The 20,935-nt window shown below is 71.4% G+C and carries 22 protein-coding genes; 15 read left to right on the top strand and 7 right to left on the bottom strand.

Going from position 1 to position 20,935, the window contains the following annotated elements:
• Window positions 1-6: 6 nt before the first annotated feature.
• From KVT44_RS34880 to KVT44_RS34915, 8 genes are all read left to right on the top strand, one after another.
• Window positions 7-1,122: an MSMEG_0568 family radical SAM protein gene (locus KVT44_RS34880; RefSeq protein ID WP_308314193.1), complete on the top strand. Its 1,116-nt coding sequence runs from the start codon at window positions 7-9 to the stop codon at window positions 1,120-1,122.
• A 3-nt stretch (window positions 1,123-1,125) separates the two neighbouring features.
• Window positions 1,126-2,583, top strand: a complete 1,458-nt coding sequence (locus KVT44_RS34885) for an MSMEG_0567/sll0787 family protein (protein ID WP_217571348.1) — start codon at window positions 1,126-1,128, stop codon at window positions 2,581-2,583.
• Entirely contained in the window at window positions 2,580-3,425 is an 846-nt protein-coding gene (locus KVT44_RS34890; RefSeq protein ID WP_217571350.1) for a carbon-nitrogen hydrolase family protein, read from the top strand. The genes KVT44_RS34885 and KVT44_RS34890 overlap by 4 nt, the downstream gene beginning before the upstream one ends.
• A gap of 10 nt (window positions 3,426-3,435) precedes the next feature.
• Window positions 3,436-4,260: a carbon-nitrogen hydrolase family protein gene (locus tag KVT44_RS34895; protein WP_099919023.1), complete on the top strand. Its 825-nt coding sequence runs from the start codon at window positions 3,436-3,438 to the stop codon at window positions 4,258-4,260.
• Window positions 4,261-4,275: 15 nt separating this feature from the next.
• Complete coding sequence (locus tag KVT44_RS34900) at window positions 4,276-5,382, top strand: MSMEG_0565 family glycosyltransferase (protein WP_217571352.1); 1,107 nt, start codon at window positions 4,276-4,278, stop codon at window positions 5,380-5,382.
• A 31-nt stretch (window positions 5,383-5,413) separates the two neighbouring features.
• Entirely contained in the window at window positions 5,414-6,499 is a 1,086-nt protein-coding gene (locus tag KVT44_RS34905; protein WP_099919021.1) for an S-(hydroxymethyl)mycothiol dehydrogenase, read from the top strand.
• Window positions 6,499-7,128, top strand: a complete 630-nt coding sequence (locus KVT44_RS34910; RefSeq protein ID WP_099919020.1) for an MBL fold metallo-hydrolase — start codon at window positions 6,499-6,501, stop codon at window positions 7,126-7,128. The genes KVT44_RS34905 and KVT44_RS34910 overlap by 1 nt, the downstream gene beginning before the upstream one ends.
• 123 nt (window positions 7,129-7,251) lie before the next feature.
• The gene (locus KVT44_RS34915; RefSeq protein ID WP_217571354.1) at window positions 7,252-8,166 is read left to right on the top strand and encodes an SDR family oxidoreductase; all 915 of its coding nucleotides are present in this window, start codon (window positions 7,252-7,254) and stop codon (window positions 8,164-8,166) included.
• A gap of 2 nt (window positions 8,167-8,168) precedes the next feature.
• Here the strand turns inward: KVT44_RS34915 and KVT44_RS34920 are convergent, their stop codons facing one another.
• A complete protein-coding gene (locus tag KVT44_RS34920) occupies window positions 8,169-8,705 on the bottom strand; it encodes a hypothetical protein (protein WP_217571356.1) in 537 nt (178 codons plus the stop codon).
• Between the two features lie 18 nt (window positions 8,706-8,723).
• Between KVT44_RS34920 and KVT44_RS34925 the strand changes: the two genes are divergently transcribed.
• A complete protein-coding gene (locus KVT44_RS34925; RefSeq protein ID WP_099919017.1) occupies window positions 8,724-9,500 on the top strand; it encodes an SDR family NAD(P)-dependent oxidoreductase in 777 nt (258 codons plus the stop codon).
• On the opposite strand, the gene KVT44_RS34930 is transcribed toward KVT44_RS34925, so the two are convergent.
• Complete coding sequence (locus tag KVT44_RS34930; RefSeq protein WP_217571358.1) at window positions 9,466-10,884, bottom strand: pyridoxal-dependent decarboxylase; 1,419 nt, start codon at window positions 10,882-10,884, stop codon at window positions 9,466-9,468. The genes KVT44_RS34925 and KVT44_RS34930 overlap by 35 nt on opposite strands.
• A gap of 181 nt (window positions 10,885-11,065) precedes the next feature.
• Here KVT44_RS34930 and KVT44_RS34935 point away from each other — a divergent pair, with 181 nt between their 5' ends.
• The gene (locus KVT44_RS34935; RefSeq protein ID WP_099919015.1) at window positions 11,066-11,761 is read left to right on the top strand and encodes a L,D-transpeptidase; all 696 of its coding nucleotides are present in this window, start codon (window positions 11,066-11,068) and stop codon (window positions 11,759-11,761) included.
• Between the two features lie 25 nt (window positions 11,762-11,786).
• Here KVT44_RS34935 and KVT44_RS34940 read toward each other — a convergent pair whose 3' ends face one another.
• On the bottom strand, window positions 11,787-12,989 hold the full coding sequence (locus KVT44_RS34940; RefSeq protein WP_217571360.1) for a Gfo/Idh/MocA family protein: 1,203 nt from the start codon (window positions 12,987-12,989) through the stop codon (window positions 11,787-11,789).
• A 184-nt stretch (window positions 12,990-13,173) separates the two neighbouring features.
• On the opposite strand from KVT44_RS34940, the gene KVT44_RS34945 reads away from it, so the two are divergent.
• Window positions 13,174-14,346, top strand: coding sequence for an ROK family transcriptional regulator (locus tag KVT44_RS34945; RefSeq protein WP_217571362.1), 1,173 nt, complete (start codon window positions 13,174-13,176; stop codon window positions 14,344-14,346).
• 103 nt (window positions 14,347-14,449) lie between these two features.
• Window positions 14,450-14,638: a hypothetical protein gene (locus KVT44_RS34950; RefSeq protein ID WP_095850844.1), complete on the top strand. Its 189-nt coding sequence runs from the start codon at window positions 14,450-14,452 to the stop codon at window positions 14,636-14,638.
• A 91-nt stretch (window positions 14,639-14,729) separates the two neighbouring features.
• Here the strand turns inward: KVT44_RS34950 and KVT44_RS34955 are convergent, their stop codons facing one another.
• Both KVT44_RS34955 and KVT44_RS34960 read right to left on the bottom strand, forming a co-directional pair.
• Window positions 14,730-16,112 (bottom strand): S1 family peptidase, encoded by a 1,383-nt coding sequence (locus KVT44_RS34955; RefSeq protein ID WP_190171130.1) that lies wholly within the window; start codon window positions 16,110-16,112, stop codon window positions 14,730-14,732.
• 115 nt (window positions 16,113-16,227) lie between these two features.
• A complete protein-coding gene (locus KVT44_RS34960) occupies window positions 16,228-17,058 on the bottom strand; it encodes an SAM-dependent methyltransferase (RefSeq protein ID WP_190171131.1) in 831 nt (276 codons plus the stop codon).
• Window positions 17,059-17,194: 136 nt separating this feature from the next.
• On the opposite strand from KVT44_RS34960, the gene KVT44_RS34965 reads away from it, so the two are divergent.
• Window positions 17,195-17,956 carry a type 1 glutamine amidotransferase domain-containing protein gene (locus KVT44_RS34965; protein ID WP_217571364.1) on the top strand — a complete coding sequence of 254 codons (762 nt, stop codon included), beginning with the start codon at window positions 17,195-17,197 and terminating at the stop codon, window positions 17,954-17,956.
• 15 nt (window positions 17,957-17,971) lie between these two features.
• On the opposite strand, the gene KVT44_RS34970 is transcribed toward KVT44_RS34965, so the two are convergent.
• A complete protein-coding gene (locus KVT44_RS34970) occupies window positions 17,972-19,318 on the bottom strand; it encodes an NAD(P)/FAD-dependent oxidoreductase (RefSeq protein WP_217571366.1) in 1,347 nt (448 codons plus the stop codon).
• Window positions 19,319-19,548: 230 nt separating this feature from the next.
• On the opposite strand from KVT44_RS34970, the gene KVT44_RS34975 reads away from it, so the two are divergent.
• Window positions 19,549-20,187, top strand: a complete 639-nt coding sequence (locus tag KVT44_RS34975; RefSeq protein WP_217571368.1) for an HAD family acid phosphatase — start codon at window positions 19,549-19,551, stop codon at window positions 20,185-20,187.
• 44 nt (window positions 20,188-20,231) lie between these two features.
• On the top strand, window positions 20,232-20,618 hold the full coding sequence (locus tag KVT44_RS34980; protein WP_099919007.1) for a PPOX class F420-dependent oxidoreductase: 387 nt from the start codon (window positions 20,232-20,234) through the stop codon (window positions 20,616-20,618).
• A 33-nt stretch (window positions 20,619-20,651) separates the two neighbouring features.
• Here KVT44_RS34980 and KVT44_RS34985 read toward each other — a convergent pair whose 3' ends face one another.
• A complete protein-coding gene (locus tag KVT44_RS34985) occupies window positions 20,652-20,810 on the bottom strand; it encodes a hypothetical protein (protein WP_190171135.1) in 159 nt (52 codons plus the stop codon).
• Window positions 20,811-20,935 lie beyond the last annotated feature (125 nt).

A 20,935-nucleotide genomic window follows, 5' to 3' on the forward strand; every position in this document is an offset into this window, starting at 1 on the left:
TACACCGTGAGCGTTGGCACCAAGTCGACAGCGGTGGACGTGCGGATCACGACCCGCTCCGAACTCGCCCTGCACGGAGTGCGGACCGAGGCTCCGGTGCGGCGGCCCGACGGCGCGGGACCGAGCGACGACGGACATTTCGTCCTGGGTACCGGTCCCGTCGACGGTGCCAACGCCGCGCTGCCCCGCAACCCCGCGAGCCCCTACTCCGTACGCGACGGCCGCGTCTGGCTCGGCGACGAGAGCGGGACCCCCACCGACACCGGCCTGACCCTGACCGCCGTACCTCGGCCGAAGTTCTACGACCTGACGACCGCCGAGGGCATCCCGTACGAGCACATCGCGCGCCTGCACGGGGCCGACGTCCTCGCCACCACCGTCGTCCAGACCTGTATCCGCTACGCGGAGTCCGACCGCTGCCGCTTCTGCACCATCGAGGAGTCCCTGCGCTCCGGCGCGACCATCGCCGCCAAGACCCCGGCACAGCTCGCCGAAGTCGCCGAGGCGGCCGTCCGGTTGGACGGGGTCAAGCAGATGGTGATGACCACCGGAACGACGACCGGCCCGGACCGGGGCGCCCGCAACCTCGTACGCTCCGTGCGTGCGGTCCTCGAAGCGGTGCCCGGCCTGCCCGTCCAGGTGCAGTGCGAACCGCCCGGCGACCTGGCGTGGATCCAGGAGCTGTACGACGCCGGGGCCACCGCCATCGGCATCCACGTCGAGTCCCTCGACGACGCCGTACGACGGCGCTGGATGCCCGGCAAGTCGACCGTCCCGCTGACGGAGTACGAGGCCGCGTGGGACGAGGCGGTCCGCGTGTTCGGACCCAACCGGGTCTCCACCTACCTCCTCGTCGGCCTCGGCGAGGACCCCGACGAACTCATCACCGGAGCGGGGGAGTTGATCGACCGGGGGGTCTATCCCTTCGTCGTCCCCTTCCGTCCGATGCACGGCACGCTCGCCACCCGCGACGGAGCCCGGGCACCGGACGCCGAACTGCTGCGCCGCGTCACCGAGGGCGTCGCGGCGAAGCTCCGCGCGGCGGGAATGACCGGCGCCGACCAACGCGCCGGCTGCGCGGCCTGCGGCGCGTGCAGTGTGCTCAGGACGGCGGGTGGGTGAACCGTGTATCTCGACGGATCCACCACCGTGCCGGGGCCGGAGCGCGCTCAGGACATCCTGGCGCTGCTCGGCGATCGCAGCACGCTCGCCCGACAGCCCGCCTTTCTCATCGAGGACACCCCGGGGAAGCGGGAGTCGAGCGCCTACCGGCGGCTGCGCCGGGACACCTTCGTCCACGAGCAGGGGCTCTTCGCGGGCCATGACCTCGACGACCGCGACGAGGACCCGCGCACCCTCGTCCTGGTCGCCAGGGACCGGGACGGCACGGTCGTCGGCGGGGTGCGGCTGGGCCCGGTGGACGACGGCCCCGACCTCGGCTGGTGGGCGGGCGGGCGGCTGGTCGTCGCGCCCGGGGCCCGGGGCCCGGCCGGGATCGGCGCGGCCCTGGTGCGGGCGGCGTGCGCACGGGCGGAGGCCGAGGGCGCCCTGCGCTTCGACGCGACCGTACAGACCCGAAACCGGCCGCTGTTCGGCCGACTCGGCTGGGAGACGGTCCGGGAGGTCGTAGTCGCGAACACCCCGCACGTCCTCATGCGGTGGCCGATCGGCCGGATCGCCGCACAGGCGGCGGCCACCAAGGCCCCGCTCGGACCGCTTCTCGGACCTCTTCTCCGACCCCTGCCCGGCCCGCCGCTCCAGGGGCCGCGCGGTTACCTGGGCGACGACGGAGCACCCGTCCCGGGCACCGATGTGATCGCCGCCTGCCACGCGATCGTGCCGTGCATGGTCGAGCGCGACCCGGAATGGGCGGGCTGGTGCCCCGTCCTCGTCCACGTCAACGACCCCGCGGCGATGGGCGCCGCGCCCGTCGGGCTCCTGGACGCGGTGGGCGCCAAGGACGCGGCGCACGCCCGGCGGATCCTCGCGGGACTCGGACGCGCGGCCCGGACGTACGACGTTCCCGTCCTCGGCGGCCACACCCAACTCGGCGTCCCCGCCGCACTGTCCGTCACCGCCCTCGGCCGCACAAGCCACCCGGTACCGGGCGGTGGCGGGCGCCCCGGTCACGCGGTCCGGCTCACCGCCGACCTCGGCGGCGGCTGGCGCGCCGGCCACCGGGGGCGCCAATGGGACTCGTCCACCCAACGTCGTACGGACGAACTGCGCGCCATGACCGCGGCGGTGGCCGTCGCCCGGCCCGCCGCCGCCAAGGACGTGTCGATGGCCGGGATCGCCGGGACGCTCGGCATGCTCGCGGAGGCGAGCGGCTGCGGAGCCGTCCTCGACGTGGCCGCGGTGCCCCGGCCGGGCGGGGCGTCCATGGGGGACTGGCTGACCTGCTTCCCGGGGTTCGGGATGCTCACCGCCGACGAGCCGGACGCTCCCCGGCTGCCCGCGGGCCCCGCCGTCGGTGCGGTGTGCGGAGAACTGACCACAGGACAAGGCGTCGGCCTGCGCTGGCCCGACGGCGAGATCACCGAAGCGGTCACCGGACCGGTGACTGGAATGGGGACGGCGTGAGCACCCTTCGTATGGCGGCTGTCGCCGCCGAGTTCGGCCGCGACCTCGAAGAGGACTTCGCCGTCGTGGAGCGGCTGATCAAGGAGGCCAAGACAGCGGGTGTACGCCTCCTCGCCCTGCCGGAGGCCTGCCTCGGCGGCTATCTGCTCAGCCTCGACGACTCCGCCTCGGACGAGGGCCCGCCCGCACTCGCCCTCGACGGACCCGAGATCCGCCGACTGGCCGCCCTCGCGGGGGAGTTGACCGTCGTCGCGGGCTACTGCGAGGCCGACGGGGACGCCCGCTACAACAGTGTGGTGTGCGTGAACGGCGACGGAGTGCTCGGCAACCACCGCAAAGTCCACCAGCCGCTCCGCGAGGACGCCAGCTACGCCTCCGGCGACCGCTTCCACGCCTTCGACACGCCCGTCGGCCGGATCGGCATGATGATCTGCTACGACAAGGCGTTCCCGGAGTCCGCGCGGGCGCTGGCGCTGGACGGCGCCGAGATCGGCGTCTGTGTCTCGGCCTGGCCCGGCTCCCGGACGAACGCCGCGACCGAACTCGCCGACGACCGCTGGAAGCGCCGCTTCGACCTCTTCGACCGGGCCCGCGCCCTGGAGAACCAGATCGTGTGGATCTCCGCCAACCAGGCGGGTACCTTCGGGTCGCTACGTTTCGTCGGCAGCGCCAAGGTCGTCGACCCGGGCGGCGAGATCCTCGCCGACACCGGAGTCGAAGCGGGTCTGGCGATCGCCGAACTCGACGTCACCCAGGCCCTGGAGACCGCGCGCCGCTCCATGGGGCACCTGCGTGACCGGCGCCCGGAAACCTACACGCACGCAGGAGCAGTCAGCACATGAGCAGCGACCGATGAGCGCAGTCCGGATCGCGGCCGCCGCCGCCCACTTCGGCCGCGACCTGGAGTTCGACCTCGCCCGCATCGCCAAGATCATCGACGATGCCCGGGGCTCGGGCGCCGGACTGCTCGTCCTGCCCGACGCCGCGCTCGGCGGATACCTCGCCGACCTGCGCCACCCCGACCCCGAGGCGCTGCCCCCGGCCCTCAAGCCGGACGACCCGCTGATCCTCCAGGTAGCCCGCCTCGCCGCCGAGATGGTGGTCTGCGTCGGCTACTGCGAGGACGGCGGCGACGAACGCTACAACGCCGCCGTCTGCGTCAGCGGCGACGGCGTCCTCGGCCGCCACCGCAAGGTCCACCTGCCGGCCGGAGAGGTCGCCGCCTACGCGCCCGGCGACCGCTTCGACGCCTTCGACACCCCGGTCGGCCGGATCGGCATGCTCATCGACTACGACAAGACGTTCCCGGAGTCCGCGCGCTCCCTCGCCCTGGACGGCGCCGAGATCCTCGCGTGCCTGTCCGCCTGGCCCACCAGCATCACCAACCGCGCCCCGCGCATGGCCCAGGACCGCCAGGCCAAACTCTTCGACCTCTACGACCAGGCACGCGCCGCCGAGAACCAGGTCGTCCTCGCCTCCTCTAACCAGACCGGCGCCATGGGCGGCATGCGCTTCCTCGGCCAGTCCAAGGTCGTCGGCCCCGGCGGCGACATCCTCGCCCGCACCTGGGCCAAGGCGGGCCTTGCCGTCGCCGAGGTCGACATCGCCGCCGAGATCGACCGCGCCCGCCGCGTGCTGCGCCACCTCGACGAACGCCGCCCCGCCGCGTACCGATAGACCGGGGAGCCCCTCGTGAAGATCGCCCTGCTCAGCTACTCCACCAGGCCGCGCGGTGGTGTCGTGCACACCCTCGCGCTCGCCGAGGCGCTCGCCGCGGCCGGCGAGGACGTCACCGTCTGGTCGCTCGGCCGGGGCGGCGACCGCGGCTTCTTCCGCGAGGTCGACGACGAGGTGCGCGTACGGATCGTCCCGTTCCCCGACGGCCCGCGGGAGGAGACCGTCGGCGCGCGCATCCTGCGCTCCATCGCCACTCTCCGCGCCGCCTTCGCCCCGTGCGCGGCGGCGTACGACATCGTCCACGCCCAGGACTGCATCAGCGCCAACGCGGCGGGCCCCTGCGTCCGCACCGTCCACCACCTCGACCACTTCACCACCCTCGAACTGGCCGCCTGCCACGAACGGGCCATCGTCGAGCCGTACGCACACCTCTGCGTCTCGCGGTCCGTCGCGGACGAACTCCGCGCGGGCTGGGGCCTCGACCCCGCCGTCATCCCCAACGGAGTGGCGTACGAACGGTTCGCGACCACCGATCCCGCGGCCCGCGCCGCCTGGCGCGCCCGCCTCGGCCCGTACGTCCTGACCGTCGGCGGGATCGAGCCGCGCAAGGGCTCCCTCGACCTCATCGAGGCCTACGCCCTGCTGCGCGCCGCGCGTCCCGAGGTGCGGCTGGTGATCGCGGGCGGCGAGACCCTCTTCGACTACCGCGACTACCGGGCGAGGTGGGAGGCCCGGGCCGCCGGACTCGGCATCGAGCCGGTCGTCCTCGGCGCCGTACCGGAGTCCGACCTGCCGTCGCTCGTGGCCGCGGCCGACGTCTTCGCGTTCCCCTCCCTCAAGGAGGGCTTCGGACTCGCCGCGATGGAGGCGCTCGCCGCGGGCGTCCCGCTGGTCGTCCGTGATCTGCCCGTCCTGCGTGAGGTCTTCGGGTCCGCCGCCCGCTTCGCAGACACGCCGGAGGCCTTCGCTACCGCGCTCGGCCACGCCCTCACCTCGGACGATCCGGTACGCGCCGCCCTTGGCCGGAAGCTGGCCGCCCGCCACACCTGGACCGAGGCGGCCGCACGCCACCAGGCGTTCTACCGGTCGGTTACTGGCGGGTCACACCGTAGGGTCGGTTGACGAACGTCGATCTACGGAAGGGTTCACCACCATGGCGCAGGAAGTACGTGGCGTGATCGCCCCGGGCAAGAACGAACCGGTGCGCGTCGAGACCATCGTCGTGCCGGATCCGGGGCCGGGAGAGGCCGTGGTGAAGATCCAGGCGTGCGGGGTCTGCCACACCGACCTGCACTACAAGCAGGGCGGCATCAACGACGACTTCCCCTTCCTGCTCGGCCACGAGGCGGCCGGGATCGTGGAGTCGGTCGGCGACGGTGTCACGGACGTGGCTCCCGGCGACTTCGTCGTCCTCAACTGGCGTGCAGTGTGCGGGCAGTGCCGGGCCTGTCTGCGCGGGCGACCCTGGTACTGCTTCAACACGCACAACGCCAAGCAGAAGATGACGCTCAAGGACGGCACCGAACTGTCCCCGGCCCTGGGCATCGGCGCCTTCGCGGACAAGACCCTGGTCGCCGCCGGACAGTGCACCAAGGTCGACCCCGCGGTCTCCCCGGCGGTCGCCGGTCTGCTCGGCTGCGGAGTGATGGCGGGCATCGGCGCCGCCCTCAACACCGGTAACGTCGGCCGCGGGGACTCCGTCGCCGTCATCGGCTGCGGTGGCGTCGGCAACGCCGCGATCGCCGGAGCCCGGCTGGCCGGCGCCGCGAAGATCATCGCCGTCGACATCGACGACCGGAAGCTCACCACCGCCTCGAAGCTCGGCGCGACCCACACCGTCAACTCCACCTCGACCGACCCCGTCGAGGCGATCCAGGGATTCACCGGCGGCTTCGGCGCCGACGTCGTCATCGACGCGGTCGGCCGCCCGGAGACGTACAAGCAGGCCTTCTACGCCCGCGACCTCGCCGGCACGGTCGTCCTCGTCGGCGTGCCCACCCCCGAGATGAAGCTCGAACTGCCGCTCCTCGACGTCTTCGGACGCGGCGGCGCCCTCAAGTCGTCCTGGTACGGCGACTGCCTGCCCTCCCGCGACTTCCCGATGCTCATCGACCTGCACCTCCAGGGGCGACTGGACCTGGACGCGTTCGTGAGCGAGACGATCGCCCTCGACGGGATCGAGGCCGCCTTCGAGCGGATGCACCACGGTGACGTGCTGCGTTCGGTGGTGGTGCTGTGATGATCGCCCGGGTCGAGCACCTCGTCACCTCGGGCACGTTCTCGCTCGACGGCGGCACCTGGGACGTCGAGAACAACGTGTGGATCGTCGGCGACGACCACGAGGCGATCGTCATCGACGCCGCGCACGACGCCGACGCCATCGCCGCGGCGGTGGGCGACCGGCGGCTGCTGGCCATCGTGTGCACCCACGCCCACAACGACCACATCGACGCCGCGCCCGCCCTCGCCGAGCGCACCGGCGCCACGATCTGGCTCCACCCCGACGATCTGCAGCTGTGGAAGCAGACCCACCCCGACCGGCTCCCCGACGCCTGGCTGCAGGACGGGCAGGTGATCGAGGCGGCCGGCGCGGACCTGACCGTCCTGCACACGCCCGGCCACGCCCCGGGCGCGGTCTGCCTCTACGACCCGGGCCTGGGCACCGTCTTCACCGGTGACACGCTCTTCCAGGGCGGGCCCGGAGCCACCGGGCGCTCCTTCTCCCACTTCCCGACGATCGTCGAGTCGATCCGCGAGCGCCTGCTCACCCTCCCGGCCGACACGGTCGTCCGCACCGGGCACGGGGACTCGACCACGATCGGTGCCGAGGCCCCGCATCTGGAGGAGTGGATCAAGCGCGGTCACTGACCGGGCCGGGCCCGTCGCGACACACCAGCGAATCACGACAGGAGATGTCCGGCTTCCGAGGGACTCTCGTGGGGACACACGGGCGAAGGCAGCCCGTGAACGCCACGAGCACGGAGGTCGGACATGCCAGGGCCGTTGGACGGCAGGGTCGCGCTGGTCGCGGGAGCGACCCGAGGAGCGGGCCGGGGAATCGCGGTGGAGCTCGGCGCGGCCGGCGCCACCGTCTACGTCACCGGACGCAGCACGCGCGAACGGCGCTCCGAGTACGACCGCCCCGAGACGATCGAGGACACGGCGGACCTGGTCACCGCGGCCGGAGGCGCCGGCATCGCGGTGCCCACCGACCATCTGGTCCCCGCCGAGGTCGCGGCCCTGGTCGCCCGCATCGCGGACGAACAGGGCCGCCTCGACGTCCTCGTCAACGACGTCTGGGGCGGCGAGAAGGACTTCGAGTGGGACACCCCGCTCTGGGAGACCGACCTCGACCAGGGCCTCGGGCTGCTGCGCCGGGCCGTCGAGACGCATGCGATCACCAGCCACCACGCACTGCCCCTGCTGCTGCGCGCCCCCGGCGGCCTCGTCGTCGAGATGACCGACGGCACCGCCGAGTACAACCGGGACACCTACCGCGTCTCCTTCTTCTACGACCTCGCCAAGGCGTCCGTCCTGCGCATGGCGTTCTCCCTCGGCCACGAACTCGGCCCGCGCGGCGCCACCGCCCTCGCGCTCACCCCCGGCTGGCTGCGCTCGGAGATGATGCTCGACAACTTCGACGTCAGCGAGGAGAACTGGCGGGACGCCCTCGAGCGCGTCCCGCACTTCGCCATCTCCGAGACGCCCTCCTACGTCGGCCGTGCCGTGGCCGCGCTGGCCGCCGACCCGGACGTCGCGCGCTGGAACGGACGCTCGCTCTCCAGCGGTCAGCTGGCCAAGGAGTACGGCTTCACCGACCGCGACGGCAGCAGGCCCGACGCCTGGCGTTATCTCGTCGAGGTCCAGGACGCGGGCAGGCCGGCGGATGTGACGGGGTATCGCTGAGATCAGGTGTGCTGCACAGGCTGCACCGGCCAGCGCGCGGAGTGGCCCGGGGGCAGCGCCAGATCCTCCCGCACGGCCGCGTAGTAGCCCTCGCGCCCGGCGCGCTGCCGCTCCAACAGGGTCTGCCATGCCTGTGGGTCACGCGTCCCGTCGCGCAGGAACTGCTCCATCTCCATCACCCCGACCACCCACGCCCGGGCCCGCTCCACCACCTCCGGACTGCCCAGGAGGATCAGCGCCTCCCCGGACGGATCCCGCGCGAGGGTGGCCTCGGCCAGCAGCGGCTCGGCCTCCTCCGGGGACAAGGGGTGCGGGTGCGGGTCGTTGCCCAGGTGTGACGCCACCCGGTAGGTCAGAGTGACGCTCTTCTTGAGCGACCGCGCGTAGTCGCCGTACACCGCGAGCCGCCGTTCCTCCCATCGGGCCGTCCGCTCCCGACGGAAGCGGGCCCGATCGCCTCGCACGATCGCCAGATACGAGCCGAGCGCACCGATGACCACGCCGATCAGTGCCGGAAGTTGTTGTATGAACGCGGACATGGGCGCACGGTATCTGTCATGAGGCGCTTTGAAGGATACGGAGTCCTGATCACGGGCGCGGCCCGCGGCATCGGCGCGGCCACCGCCCGCCGGCTGGCCGAGGAGGGCGCCCGGGTGCTCGTCACGGACGTCGACCCGGCCGAGGCGGAGAAGACGGCCGCCGCGATCCGCGAACTGGGGGCGCGCGCCGAGGAGTTGGCGTGTGACGTGGGGGACCGCGCGGCGGTGGAGGCGGCCGTCGCGTACGCCGTGGACTCCTTCGGCTCGCTCGACGTCCTGGTCAACAACGCGTACGGGTGCTCTCCCGACGCCCCGCTCTTCGAGGACGAGCCGGACGAGGTGTGGGCCCGTGACCTCGACCTCACCCTGACCGGCGCGTACCGCTGCAGCCGCGCGGCCCTCCCGCACCTGGTGGCCTCGGGCCGGGGCGCCATCGTCAACATCGGTTCGGTGAACGGCATCCAGGACTTCGGCAACCATGCCTACAGCGCGGCCAAGGCGGGCCTCATGTCCCTCACCCGCACCCTCGCGGGGCACGCGGCGCCCCGTGGTGTGCGGGTCAACCTGGTCGCGCCGGGCACGGTCCGCACCCCGGCGTGGGAGGGCCGCGACGACGATCTCGCCCAGGCGTCGGGGATCCATCCGCTCGGACGGGTCGGTGAACCGGACGACATCGCGGCCGCCGTCGCCTTCCTCGCCTCCGGGGACGCGGCATGGATCACCGGGACCACGCTGTGCGTGGACGGCGGCCTCACCGCGGTCAACACGGGTTTCCGGAGCGCGGTGAGGCCGTGAGGGCGGCCGACCGCAGGACGGAGAACACCCTCTCGGTGTCGGCCTTGGTCGTACGCCAGTTGCTGAAGGCGGCCCGCAGCCCCTGAGTCCCCGCGTACACGGTCGGCGTCACGTAGGCCTCGCCCGAGGCCGCGACCGCCGCCGCCAGCGCGTGCACCCGCTCCCGCGTGGGCTCGTCTGCGAGGGTGAAGCAGACGACGTTGAGCCGGACGGGCGCCAGGAGCCGCAACTCCGGTACGTCCGTGATGCGTTCGCCCAGCAGCCGGGCGAGCGCGATGTTCCGCTCGACGATCTCGCGATGCCCCTCGCGTCCGTACGCCATCAGCGAGAACCACGCCGGGAGCGCCCGCAGCCGGCGCGAGTTCTCCGGTGTGAGGTGCAGGAAGTCGGGGTCGCCGGTCGGCAGGCCCAGGTACGGGGACTCGTTGTGGAAGACCCGGACCTGGAGGTCCCGGCGGCGCGTGAACTGCACGGCCGCGTCGTAGGGGACGTTGAGCCACTTGTGCAGGTCGACACAGACGGAGTCGGCCGCGTCGAGCCCGTCGACGAGATGCGCGTACGACGGCGACAGCGCGGCGAAGCCGCCGAACGCCGCGTCCACGTGCAGCCAGAAGTCGTACCGCTCCTTGAGCGCGGCGATGGCCCGCAGATCGTCGAAGTCGACGGTGTTCACGGTTCCGGCGTTCGCCACGACGACCGCCGGGCGCCCGCCGAGCGCCTCGAGGGCGGCGGCCAGCCGCTCGACGTCGACGGCCTCACGGTTCCCGGGCAGCACCGGCACCGTGCGCAGCCGGTCCCGGCCGATGCCGAGCACCGACAGCGCCTTGGTGACGCTGGAGTGCGGGGAGCCGGACAGGACGTCGACCGGTCCGAGCGCGGCGGCGCCCTCCCGTGACACGGACACCCCCAGCCGCTCGCCGAGCCACTCCCGCGCGATCGCCAGACCGACCGTGTTCGAGACGGTCGCGCCGGTCACGAACGCCCCGCTGTGCGCCTCGCCCAGTCCGAACAGCTCGCGCAGCCAGCCCACCGTCTCCCGCTCCAGCGCGCTCGCCGACGATCCGGCGCCACCGGACACGTTCTGGTCGTACGCGCCGGTCAGCCAGTCCCCGGTGAGCGAGGCGGGCGTCGCGCCGCCGGTGACGAAACCGAGGTAGCGCGGGCCCGCGGAACCGGAGAATCCGGGCGCCCAGCGCTCGGCGAACCGGCTCAGTGTGCCCTGCGCGCCGCGCCCCTCGGCCGGCAGTGGCTCGGGATCGGGCACCTTGCCGGGGTGGGCGACGGGACGCCCGTCGAGTCCGTCCACCTCCCCGGCGGCGAAGTCACGGGCGGACTGCAGGAGCTCGGGAAGCCGGGAGAGATCGTCGGCGAGTGCGCGGTGCATGGCGGCAGCGTAGGCCGGGCTCCGCACCCGGAGCCTGGTCCAATCCGAGGTAACTGGACTGCTCCCGATGTCACCGTTTCGTCGCAGACCGGACAGCCGTACAACGCCTGCGCCCCGACGCGGGTCTAGCAGGCGGAGAACGAGGGAAACACCCGGGAACACGCAGACAGAAGGGCCTGACATGGGGGACATACGCAGACGGGGAGCCGTCGCTCTGGGGATCACCGGACTGGTCGCGCCGCTGACGCTCGCGCTGGGCACGGCGCCCGCGCAGGCCGCGAGCTGCACGACACAGACCGGCCCGTACCAGAAGCAGGTGGAGAAGTTCCTCGGCCGACCGGTCGACGGCCGGCAGTCCACCGCCGACTGCAAGGCGATCCAGGCCTTCCAGACCAAGCACGGCATCACCCCGAACGCGGGCTACGCCGGGTCCGTCACCTGGGGCGTGATGGACCTGATGAACAAGCAGAAGGCCGTCGGCAACAAGCCCAACAAGGACGGCAAGTGTCCCGTCAACAAGGGCCGCATCGCCTGCGTCAACCTGACGCTCCAGCTCAGCTGGATCCAGGACGGCAGCAGGCTCGTCTACGGTCCGGTTCCGGTCCGCACGGGACGCGACGGGTACGAGACCCGCACCGGTCTGAAGAAGATCTACTGGCGGGACATCGACCACGTCTCGACCATCTACAACGTGCCCATGCCCTACAGCCAGTTCTTCGACGGCGGCCAGGCCTTCCACTCGGTCGGCCTGAGCATGTGGAACCCGCCCGGCTCGCACGGCTGCGTCAACATGACCACGACCACCGCCAAGAAGTACTGGTCGCTGCTGAAGAACGGCGACGACGTCTTCGTGTACGGCCGCAAGCCGGGCACCTGACGGCACCCGGCCCCGCCCGGGGACCTCACGCCCCGGGCGCGTCCCCGAAGTCCGGGATCTCCAGCCTGACCCCGCCCTGCCGCGCGGACTCGTGCGCGACGATGCCCGGCAGGGTGTAGCGGGCCGCGACCCACGCGTTCACCGACGGCAGCGTCCGGGTGTCGACCGCGGTCACGAAGTCGTCCACCAGGAAGTGGTGGCTGCCCTCGTGCCCGTTGTGCAGGTGGTCGAACTCCCGGGGGAGTCGCGCCCGGTCGTGCACGGGCGCCGACCCGGACGTGAACGCGGCCCGCAGAGCCGGCGCGATGTGCCGGAGCGAGGGATCGTCCGGCGCCAGCGTCGGCTTGGGCTCGAGCAGCTCCGTGATGTCCCGCACCCCCTTCTTGTCCTGCCAGAAGCTCACCGTGGCGAGCTGTTCCATGCTGGCGTCGGTCCCGAAGAACCGGAAGCGGGACTCCCGGATGTGCGAGGGATATCCGACCCGCCGGAACTCGTTCGTACGGAACGAGCCGCCGCCCGCCACCTCGAACAGCGCCGTGGCGTTGGAGAAGTCATTGCCGAACTGGCTGACCTCCTTGTCGAACACTCCGTCCCCGCGCTCGTCGCGCACTCCGATGGCCGACACGCTCACCGCGTGCGTCCGCCAGGCGCCGAGCACCCCGCCCACCGAGTGCGTCGGGTACAGGAGTGGGGGATAGCTGGCGGTCGCCTTCCAGTTCTCGCCGCCGCTGTACTGGTACGCCTCGTAGAACCCGAGATCCATGTCGTGGACGTAGTCGCCCTCGGCGTAGAACAGCCGCCCGAAGGCGCCCTCGGCGATCTGGTTGCGGGCGTGGACCGTCGCCGGGTTGTACTGGCTGGTCTCGCCCATCATGTACGTCAGTCCGGTCTCCCGTACCGCGTCGATGATCGCGGCGATCTCGTCCCGGGTGATGGCCATCGGCACCGTGGAGTAGACGTGCTTGCCCGCCCGGAGTCCCTGGAGCACCAGCGGCCCGTGGGTCCAGCGCTGGGTGAAGATCGCGACGGCGTCCACCGCCTTCGACTCCAGCATCGCCTCGTACGAGGGGAAGGTGCCCGACAGCCCTTCGGTGGCCGCCAGTTCCTCCGCCCGCTCGGGGAGCAGATCGGTGACGTGGACATCGGCGACGCCGGGGTGGGCGAGAAACAGCTTCGCGAACTGGCCGGAGAACTGGCCGGCGCCGACGATGCCGAGAGAGAACGTCATCTGAGCAACATCCTTCACTGGTGGAGACTTCACGGGTCGGGCTCGTCCTGGACTCATTTACTTTTGATGCGGAACAATCAAGGCGTCAAGAGTCCTGTGCGTATCTTTTCCGGCGAACTGTCGCGCCATAGAGTGATGTCATTAATTCCGAGGCGAAATAAAATCTTGTGGGAGTTCGACCCTCATGACCACACGTGCCGCCGCCGGCTGGCTGCCCCTGAGTCCGGGTGAGCGGGCGGTGGCGATCGAGGTGCTCGTGCACGGGCCGCTGTCGCGCAGCGAGATCGCGCGCCGCCTGAACCTGTCGGCGGGCAGCCTCACCCGGCTGACCAAACCGCTGATCGAGTCCGGCCTGCTGATCGAGGCCGCCGAGTCGGGTGAGGGGGAGAGCGCGGAGGTACGGCAGGGGCGTCCCTCACAGCCCCTGGACATCGTCGCCGAGTCCCGCTCCTTCATCGGATTCAAGATCACCGAGGACATGGTCTACGGCGTCGTCACCACCCTGCGCAGCGACATCGTGGCGCGTCACGACCGCCCGCTCACCACCCACACCCCGGCCGAAGTCGCCGACCTGCTGGCGGAGATGACCGAGGAACTCACCCGTTCCTTTCCCGCGCCGGCCGGAATCGGCATCGGCGTCGGCGGCCGTGTCGAGAAACGATCGGTCGTCGCCGAGTCGGCCTTCCTCGGCTGGACGGACGTCCCGCTGGCCGAACTCGTCGCATCGCGCACCGGGTTGCCGGTGGTCGTCGAGAACGACGTCGCCGCCCTCGTGGAGGCCGAGACCTGGTTCGGCGCCGGCCGTGGACTCGACCGCTTCGTGGTCCTCACCATCGGCGCCGGGATCGGCTACGGCCTCGTCCTCGGCGGCAGCCGGGTCGCCTCCGTCGAGGACGGGCGGGGCGTGGGCCGCCGCTGGATCGTGAACCCGTACGGCCCCCTCACCCCCGAAGGGGAACGCGGCAGCGCCATCTCCCTGCTGACCATCCCCAGCATCCGCTACCAGGTCAGTGCCGCCACCGGCGAGGACCTGACCTACGAGGAGATCCTCGCCCGTGCCGCGGCGGGTGACCCGCTGCCGGCCCGCGTCCTCGACGAGGCGGCCCGCGCGCTCGGCACCCTCGTCGCACAGATCGCCAACTTCGCCATGCCGCAGAAGGTCCTGCTCGCCGGAGAAGGCGTCGGACTCGTCGACGTGGCGGGCCCGGTCGTCGAGGAGACGATCCTCACACACCGCCACCCGCAGGCCGATCCGGTCGATCTGGAGACGAAGGTCTCCGACTTCCACGACTGGGCGCGCGGGGCCGCGGTGCTGGCCATTCAGGTGCTGGTGCTGGGGACGGGAGAGGGACGGTGAGCAGGTGCGGGGGGTGATCCCACGTCGGACGAGTGATCAGGTTCACGGTCCGTATTGTCGTAAGGCGCACCTTTACTCACAACGCCTTCACGCCAAGGCCCGTATGCTTCACACCATGTCCACCACTCCTGAAACCGACTCCGTGCGGTCCGCCGCCGATGTCAACGAGGAGATCCGGGCCCTGTGGTTCCGGGCCGGTGGGACGCTGAGCATGGAGGAGCGGCGGGAGTACCAGCGGCTCGTCCTGGAGTGGGCGGAAGCCGCCCCCCAGTCGCCCATACAGGCGGCGTGAACCCGCTCGGCCGCCCCGCGGGCCCGTGACGAACGGGGCGTGACTCCTCGTTGGGAGTCTCCGCCCCGTCCCCTCGTCCGCCGTCCCGGCCTCAGCCCCAACTCTGCGAGTACTGCCGCCGGTAGCGGTTGCGATCCTGTTCCGTACGGATGTACCGCGTGGCGACCAGCGCGATGATGCTGCCAGCGATGACCAGCAGCCCCGGACCGATGTTCTGCGGGTCCGTGAGGCGGGTGAGGAGCGGCTCGGAGGCGCCTGACCCGACCGCCTGGACCGAGCCGGGCGCGGCGGATCCCGGCACGACGGCCGCACCCTGCGAGGACGCGGGGGCGGGGGAGGACTGGGCGGTGGCTCCCGCCGCGCCCTGGGCGGCCGCCCCCGGTCCGGTCAGTTTCACCCCGAGCGCCGTGAGCGCCTTGGTGATCGGCTGGAAGAACGTCGTACCGCCCGCGGTGCAGTCCCCGTTGCCCCCCGAGGTCACGCCGAGTGCGATGCCCTCCGAGAACAACGGACCGCCGCTGTCGCCCGGTTCGGCGCACACATTGGTCTCGATCAGACCGGTCACGGTGCCCTCGGGGTAGTTGACCGTCGCGTTGAGCGCCTTCACCTCACCGTCGTGGAGTCCACTGGTGCTGCCGCTGCGGAAGACCCGCTGGCCGACCGTCGGATCGGCGGCGCCGATGATCTGGACGCCCTTGCCGCCCCCGATCGACACGACGTTGTTCCCGGTGTCGTTCTCGCCGTTGTTGTACTGGATGAGGGAGAAGTCGCTGCCGGGGAACGCCGTGGTGACCGTCTGCCCCAGTTGCTTGGCGCCCTGGTTGTCCCCGAACCAGACGGACCCGGCCGGCCCGCAGTGCCCGGCCGTCAGGATGAACTCGTTGCGCCCGTTGGTCACGTTGTAGCCCGCCGAACAGCGGCCGCCGGTCGAGAACATCGGCAGGGCGGCGTTGAGCCGTGTGGTGAACGTGCCCTCGGTCCGCTCCATGCGGACCGAACTGCCCATGCTCGCGGCGAGCTTCTTCATCCGGGACCAGTCGGAGGCGGACACGGTGCGGTCGGCCTGCACCACCACCTCGTTGTGGACGTAGTCCATGGCCCAGGCGGTGCCCGCGACCCGTGGCGCCGCCTTCAGCGCCTTCGTCACGGACTTGAGGTCCTCCATGCTGTGGCTCACGACCTTGGGGCGGGCGCCCGCCTTCTGCACCTCGGCCGCCGCGGCCGAGTCGGTCACCGCGACCACGGGGCGCCCGTCGGCGGCGATCCAACTGCCCGCCGTACGCGAGGTGCCGAGGGTCGACACCAGACCCGCGCCCTTGCCCGCGGCGGCCAGGGTGGCGCTCTGGGGGGCACGTGACGCGGCGGACGGCTCGCTCGCCATGGCGTGCGTCACCATCAACCCTCCGCAGAGGACCCCGCCGACGGCCGCGAGTCGCGTCCCTCGTCGGACGATCCGTCGTCGTGCGTGCCTCATGCATGGGCTCCCGAAGCCGTACGGTGCGGCGTCGACGCCGCCGGGGCTCCGGTCGTGAGCCCTCCTTCCATACGTGCGCCCGTGCCCTCGCGTTCACCCCCGGCCGTTCTCCGGTTCAGGGTTTGTGGCCCACCCCGCCGAACATGGCCACTTCCGCCGGTTCGTCCCCGTCCGTCGGCTGCGGACGCCAGCGCGAACAGGAGACGACACCGGGCTCCAGGAGATCGAGACCGTCGAAGAACCGGGCGACCGCCTCGGGGGTGCGCTGGGTGATCCAGGGAGTGCCGTGCTGGTTCCAGTAGGAGACGGCGGCGTCCACGTCAGGCATCGCCGGGCTGGTGATCGTGTGCGAGAGGACCAGATGGCTCCCCGAGGGCAGCCCCTCCAGCAGCCGGCGCACGATGTCGTACGCCTCCGCGTCGTCGCCGATGAAGATGACGACCCCGAGCAGCATCAGCCCGACCGGCTCGCTCAGGTCCAGTGTCCTCGCGGCGCGTTCGAGGATGGCGTCCACATTGCGGAGGTCCTCGTCGAGATGGTCGGTGCGGCCCTCGGGGGCACTGGTGAGCAGGGCGCGGGCGTGCGCCAGGACCAGCGGGTCGTTGTCGACGTAGACGATCCGGGCGTCCGGTGCGAGCCGCTGCGCCACCTCGTGCGTGTTGTCCGCGGTCGGCAGGCCGGTGCCTATGTCGAGGAACTGGCGTGTTCCGCACTCGGTGACCAGATGGCGTACGGCGCGTCCCAGGAACAGCCGGTCCGCCCGCGCGTAGTCGCCGATGCCCGGGTGTAGTTGGCGGATCCGCTCCCCGGCCGCCCGGTCGACCTCGTAGTAGTCGCCGCCGCCGAGCCAGTAGTTCCAGATCCGGGCCGTGTGCGGGCGGGTCGTGATGATCCGGCTGAGCACCCCCTCGGCGGGGAGTTCCGAGGCGGCCGGGTTCTCGGGCACGGAATCAGCTCCTGGCATTTCCTGCGATGACGTGTCGACCGGCAATGTAGGCGTCAACAAGCCATCGGAAAAGGGAAGTTGCCACTCTCCTGTCAGCCGTACCGGCGGCAACCCCGGGGCCTGCCATGATGGGCGCATGCGTGTGCTGATGCCGGTCCCCGACCGCGACTTCGACGTCACCGAAGTGGCCGTTCCCTGGCGGATCCTCACCGATGCGGGGCACGAGGTGGTGCTCGCCACCGAACGCGCGAGCACCCGGCCGGAGGCGGACCCACGGCTGCTGACGGGGGTGCTCTTCGGACAACTGGGTGCCGCCGAGGAACCCCGGCGGTTCTACGAGCAGCTCACGAAGTCACCGGAGTTCACCACCACCGTCTCCTGGGCCGAGGTCGACATCGAGGAGTACGACGGCCTGTTGCTGCCCGGCGGACACGCACCCGGCATGCGGCAGTACCTCGGCTCGACGGCGCTTCACCAGCAGATCGCCCGCTTCTGGGCGCTCGGGCGGCCCGTCGGCGCGATCTGCCACGGCGTCCTGGTGCTCGCCCGCGCCCGCGACCTCACCACCGGCCGGAGCGTCCTGGCCGAACGGCGCACGACCTGCCTGCCCAGATACATGGAACGCACGGCCTACTTCACCACCGCCTGGCGCCTCGGCCGCTACTACCGCACCTATCCCGCGTACGTCGAGGACGAGGTCAGGGCGGCCCTCGCCGACCCGGGAACGCAGTTCGTACGCGGCCCCCGCACCCTGACCCGGCGTGGCACCGCCACCGACGACACGGACGCGTTCGTCGTCGAGGACGGCCGCTATCTCTCGGCTCGCTGGCCGGGTGACGCCTACCTCTTCGCCCGCCGTTACCTCGCCCTCCTGAACAGCCCCGCGTCCGCGGCGTGATCCGCCGGACAGGCCCTAACGGCTCAGGCGGGCGGCGACCTCCTCCGGCGTCAGGTACCTGTCGGTGTGCTCGAATTCCCGCAGGGTCCCCTTCCGGTCGGCGAGGAACCCGGTGCGCACGAAGTCGTCGCCCGCGACCGCGTTGAGGAACCAGTTGGCGGCCGTACGGAACCGGGCCGAGCCCGTGCGCAGCGCGTACAGGTGGTATCCGCGGGCCACGACCTGTGCGGGCACGCCCTTGAGAGCGATACCGAGCGGCTTGGACACCGCGTCGTGGCCGCCGAGGTCGACGACCAGGCCGAGGTCCTTGTGCTTGTACGGCGTCATGGGCTGCCCCCGCAGCAGCGCCGCCAGATTCTTCGCCGCGTGCCGGCCCTGCCGGGCGGCGTGCTGGGCGGTCGGCGGACAGTAGGAACCGTCGGCCCTGGCCAGGTCGGGCACGGCGGCCGCGTCGCCCAGCGCGAACACCCCGTCCAGGCCCGGCACCTTGAAGTCCGCCTCGGTGAGGACCCGGCCGCGTACGGTCTCCGCGCCCAGCGAGTCGACCAGCGGACTCGCCGCGACACCGGCCGTCCACACCAGTGTCCGTGACGGCAGCACCCGGCCGTCCGTGAGGGTGATCTTGCCCTCCGTGGCCGAGGCGACGGTCGTTTTGAGGGAGATCTCCACACCGCGCTCGCTCAGCAGACGCAGCGCACTCGCCCCGAGCTTGTCACCGAGCTCCGGGAGCAGCTTGGGGGCGACGTCCACCAGGTGCCACTTGATGAGCCCGGGATCCAGGCGCGGGTGGTAGCGCTTCGACGCGGCGGTGGTCAGGCGCTGCAGGCAGGCCGCGGTCTCGGCGCCCGCGTATCCGCCGCCGACCACGACGAACTGCAGTCGCGCCGCCCGCTCGTCCTCGTCCGACGTGGCCGCGGCCAGGTCGAGTTGGGCGATCACATGGTCACGCAGATACACCGCCTGGGCGAGCGTCTTCATCCCGCGCGCCTCGTCGAGGAGACCGGGGATGTCGAAGGTGCGGGTCACGCTGCCCGGAGTGAGCAGCAAGTAGTCGTACGACAGATCGACGAACTCCCCCGTGATCTTGCGTACGACGCACCTCTTGGACGCGGGATCCACGCCGATCACCCCGCCCGGCAGGAACGTCGTACGGCGCAGGATCCGGCGGAGCGAGGGGGCCACGGACTGCGGGGTGACGACACCGGCGGCGACGTGCGGCAGCAGCGGCAGATAGAGCTGGTAGTCGGTGGGGCTGACCAGGGTGATCCGGGCGTCACCCGGCTGAAGGGCGTGCTCGAGTCCGCGTGCGCACTCGACGCCGGCGAACCCGCCGCCGACGATCACGATGTTCGGTGCGTCCATCCCAGCTACCTCTCTCCGTGTGCCAGACATCGCGGCCCGCCACCCGCGAGCCCAGGCTCACACGGGATGACACCAAGTGCCACCCCGCGTCGGAGGGGAGGGCGGCGGCCACGAGTTCTTCTACCGATCAGTAACTTCGTCTTCCCTTCTTGTACATCCTTAGGCACGATCATCTGTCCAGCGGCGACGGTCGAGGCACCTCGCCGCTCCGACATGAAAAGGGGACGAGCATGACAGGACGCGGTGTGGGGCGCCGGATCGGCGCGGTCTCGGCGGTCGTGGCGCTGGGCATCGGGGGGACGGTCACCGCCGCGGGGACCGCCGCCGCGGCTCCGGCCCAGACGGCGGTGAGCGCGACGGCGACGACGGCCGCGGTCGACTACGCCACTTGGCAGAGCGACGTCAAGGCGGTCATCGACCAGGCACGGCCCTACGTCGAGCAGCGCACCGCGAACGCCGCCGGGCAGAAGCTGGCCCTCGTCTTCGACATCGACAACACCACGCTGGAGACGGACTTCCACCCGTGGTACGAACTGCCGACCCCGGCGGTCAAGCCCTCGCTCGACCTCGCCCGCTACGCGCGCTCCCGCGGCGTCGACATCTTCTTCATCAGCGCACGTCCGGGCATCATCTCCTCCTTGACGCAGTGGAACCTGACGACCGTCGGCTACCCCGTCTCCGGTCTCTACACGCGCGACCTGCCCGATCTGTTCGACGAGGTCAGCGCCTACAAGACCAGCAAGCGCGCGGAGATCGAGTCGCGGGGCTACACGATCATCGCCAACGTCGGCAACAACGACTCCGACCTCGTCGGCGGCCACGCCGAGCGCACGTTCAAGCTGCCGGACTACAACGGCCAGCTGTCCTGAACGGGCGGCGTGGACTCCCGGCCGTGACTGCTTAGACTCCCCGCATGGACGAGACGAAACTGGACGCGCTCGCTTCAAGCAAGTTCCTGCTGATCACGAGCTACCGCAAGAACGGTACGGGGGTGGCGACGCCCGTGTGGGTGGTCCGGGACGGTGCGGCGCTCGGCGCCTGGACCAGCGCGGACTCCTGGAAGGTGAAGCGGATCCGCAACCGGGCCGACGTCCTGGTGGGTCCGTGCGACGTGCGCGGCAATCCGACCGGCGAGCAGGTCCCCGCCACGGCGGAGATCCTCGACCCGGCCGCCACCGCGCGCTACCGCCGGCTGATCGCCGGCAAGTACGGCATCCTCGGCCGTCTCACCCTCTTCGGCAGCCGTCTGCGGCGGGGCACGGACGGCACGGTCGGGATTCGCATCTCCCTGACCACGTGAGGAGCGGGTGAGGGCCCGGCCACCGCCGGGCCCTCACCCCCTCCTGTCCGTGCTCCTGTCCGTGTCCGGACAACTCACCTGTACGGGCGGGAAGTTCATGTAGAACTTCGGCCCCTGGTCGAAGGTGCCGTCCGGGCGCAGACAGCCGAAGGCGCGCGCGGTGTCGGCGTACGCGGCGAATCCGCCACCCACGCTCGCAAGCGGAACGCATGCCTGGTTGTCCGGTGGGTGGGGTTGTCGGGGGCCTGTCGGGGTTGTCGGTGACCTGTAGGTGATCTGTCAGCCGCTGTTGCGACCTTGGAGCCGTCCCGTCGTAC

This window comes from Streptomyces sp. GbtcB7 (assembly GCF_019091445.1).
Classification (GTDB): domain Bacteria; phylum Actinomycetota; class Actinomycetes; order Streptomycetales; family Streptomycetaceae; genus Streptomyces; species Streptomyces mirabilis.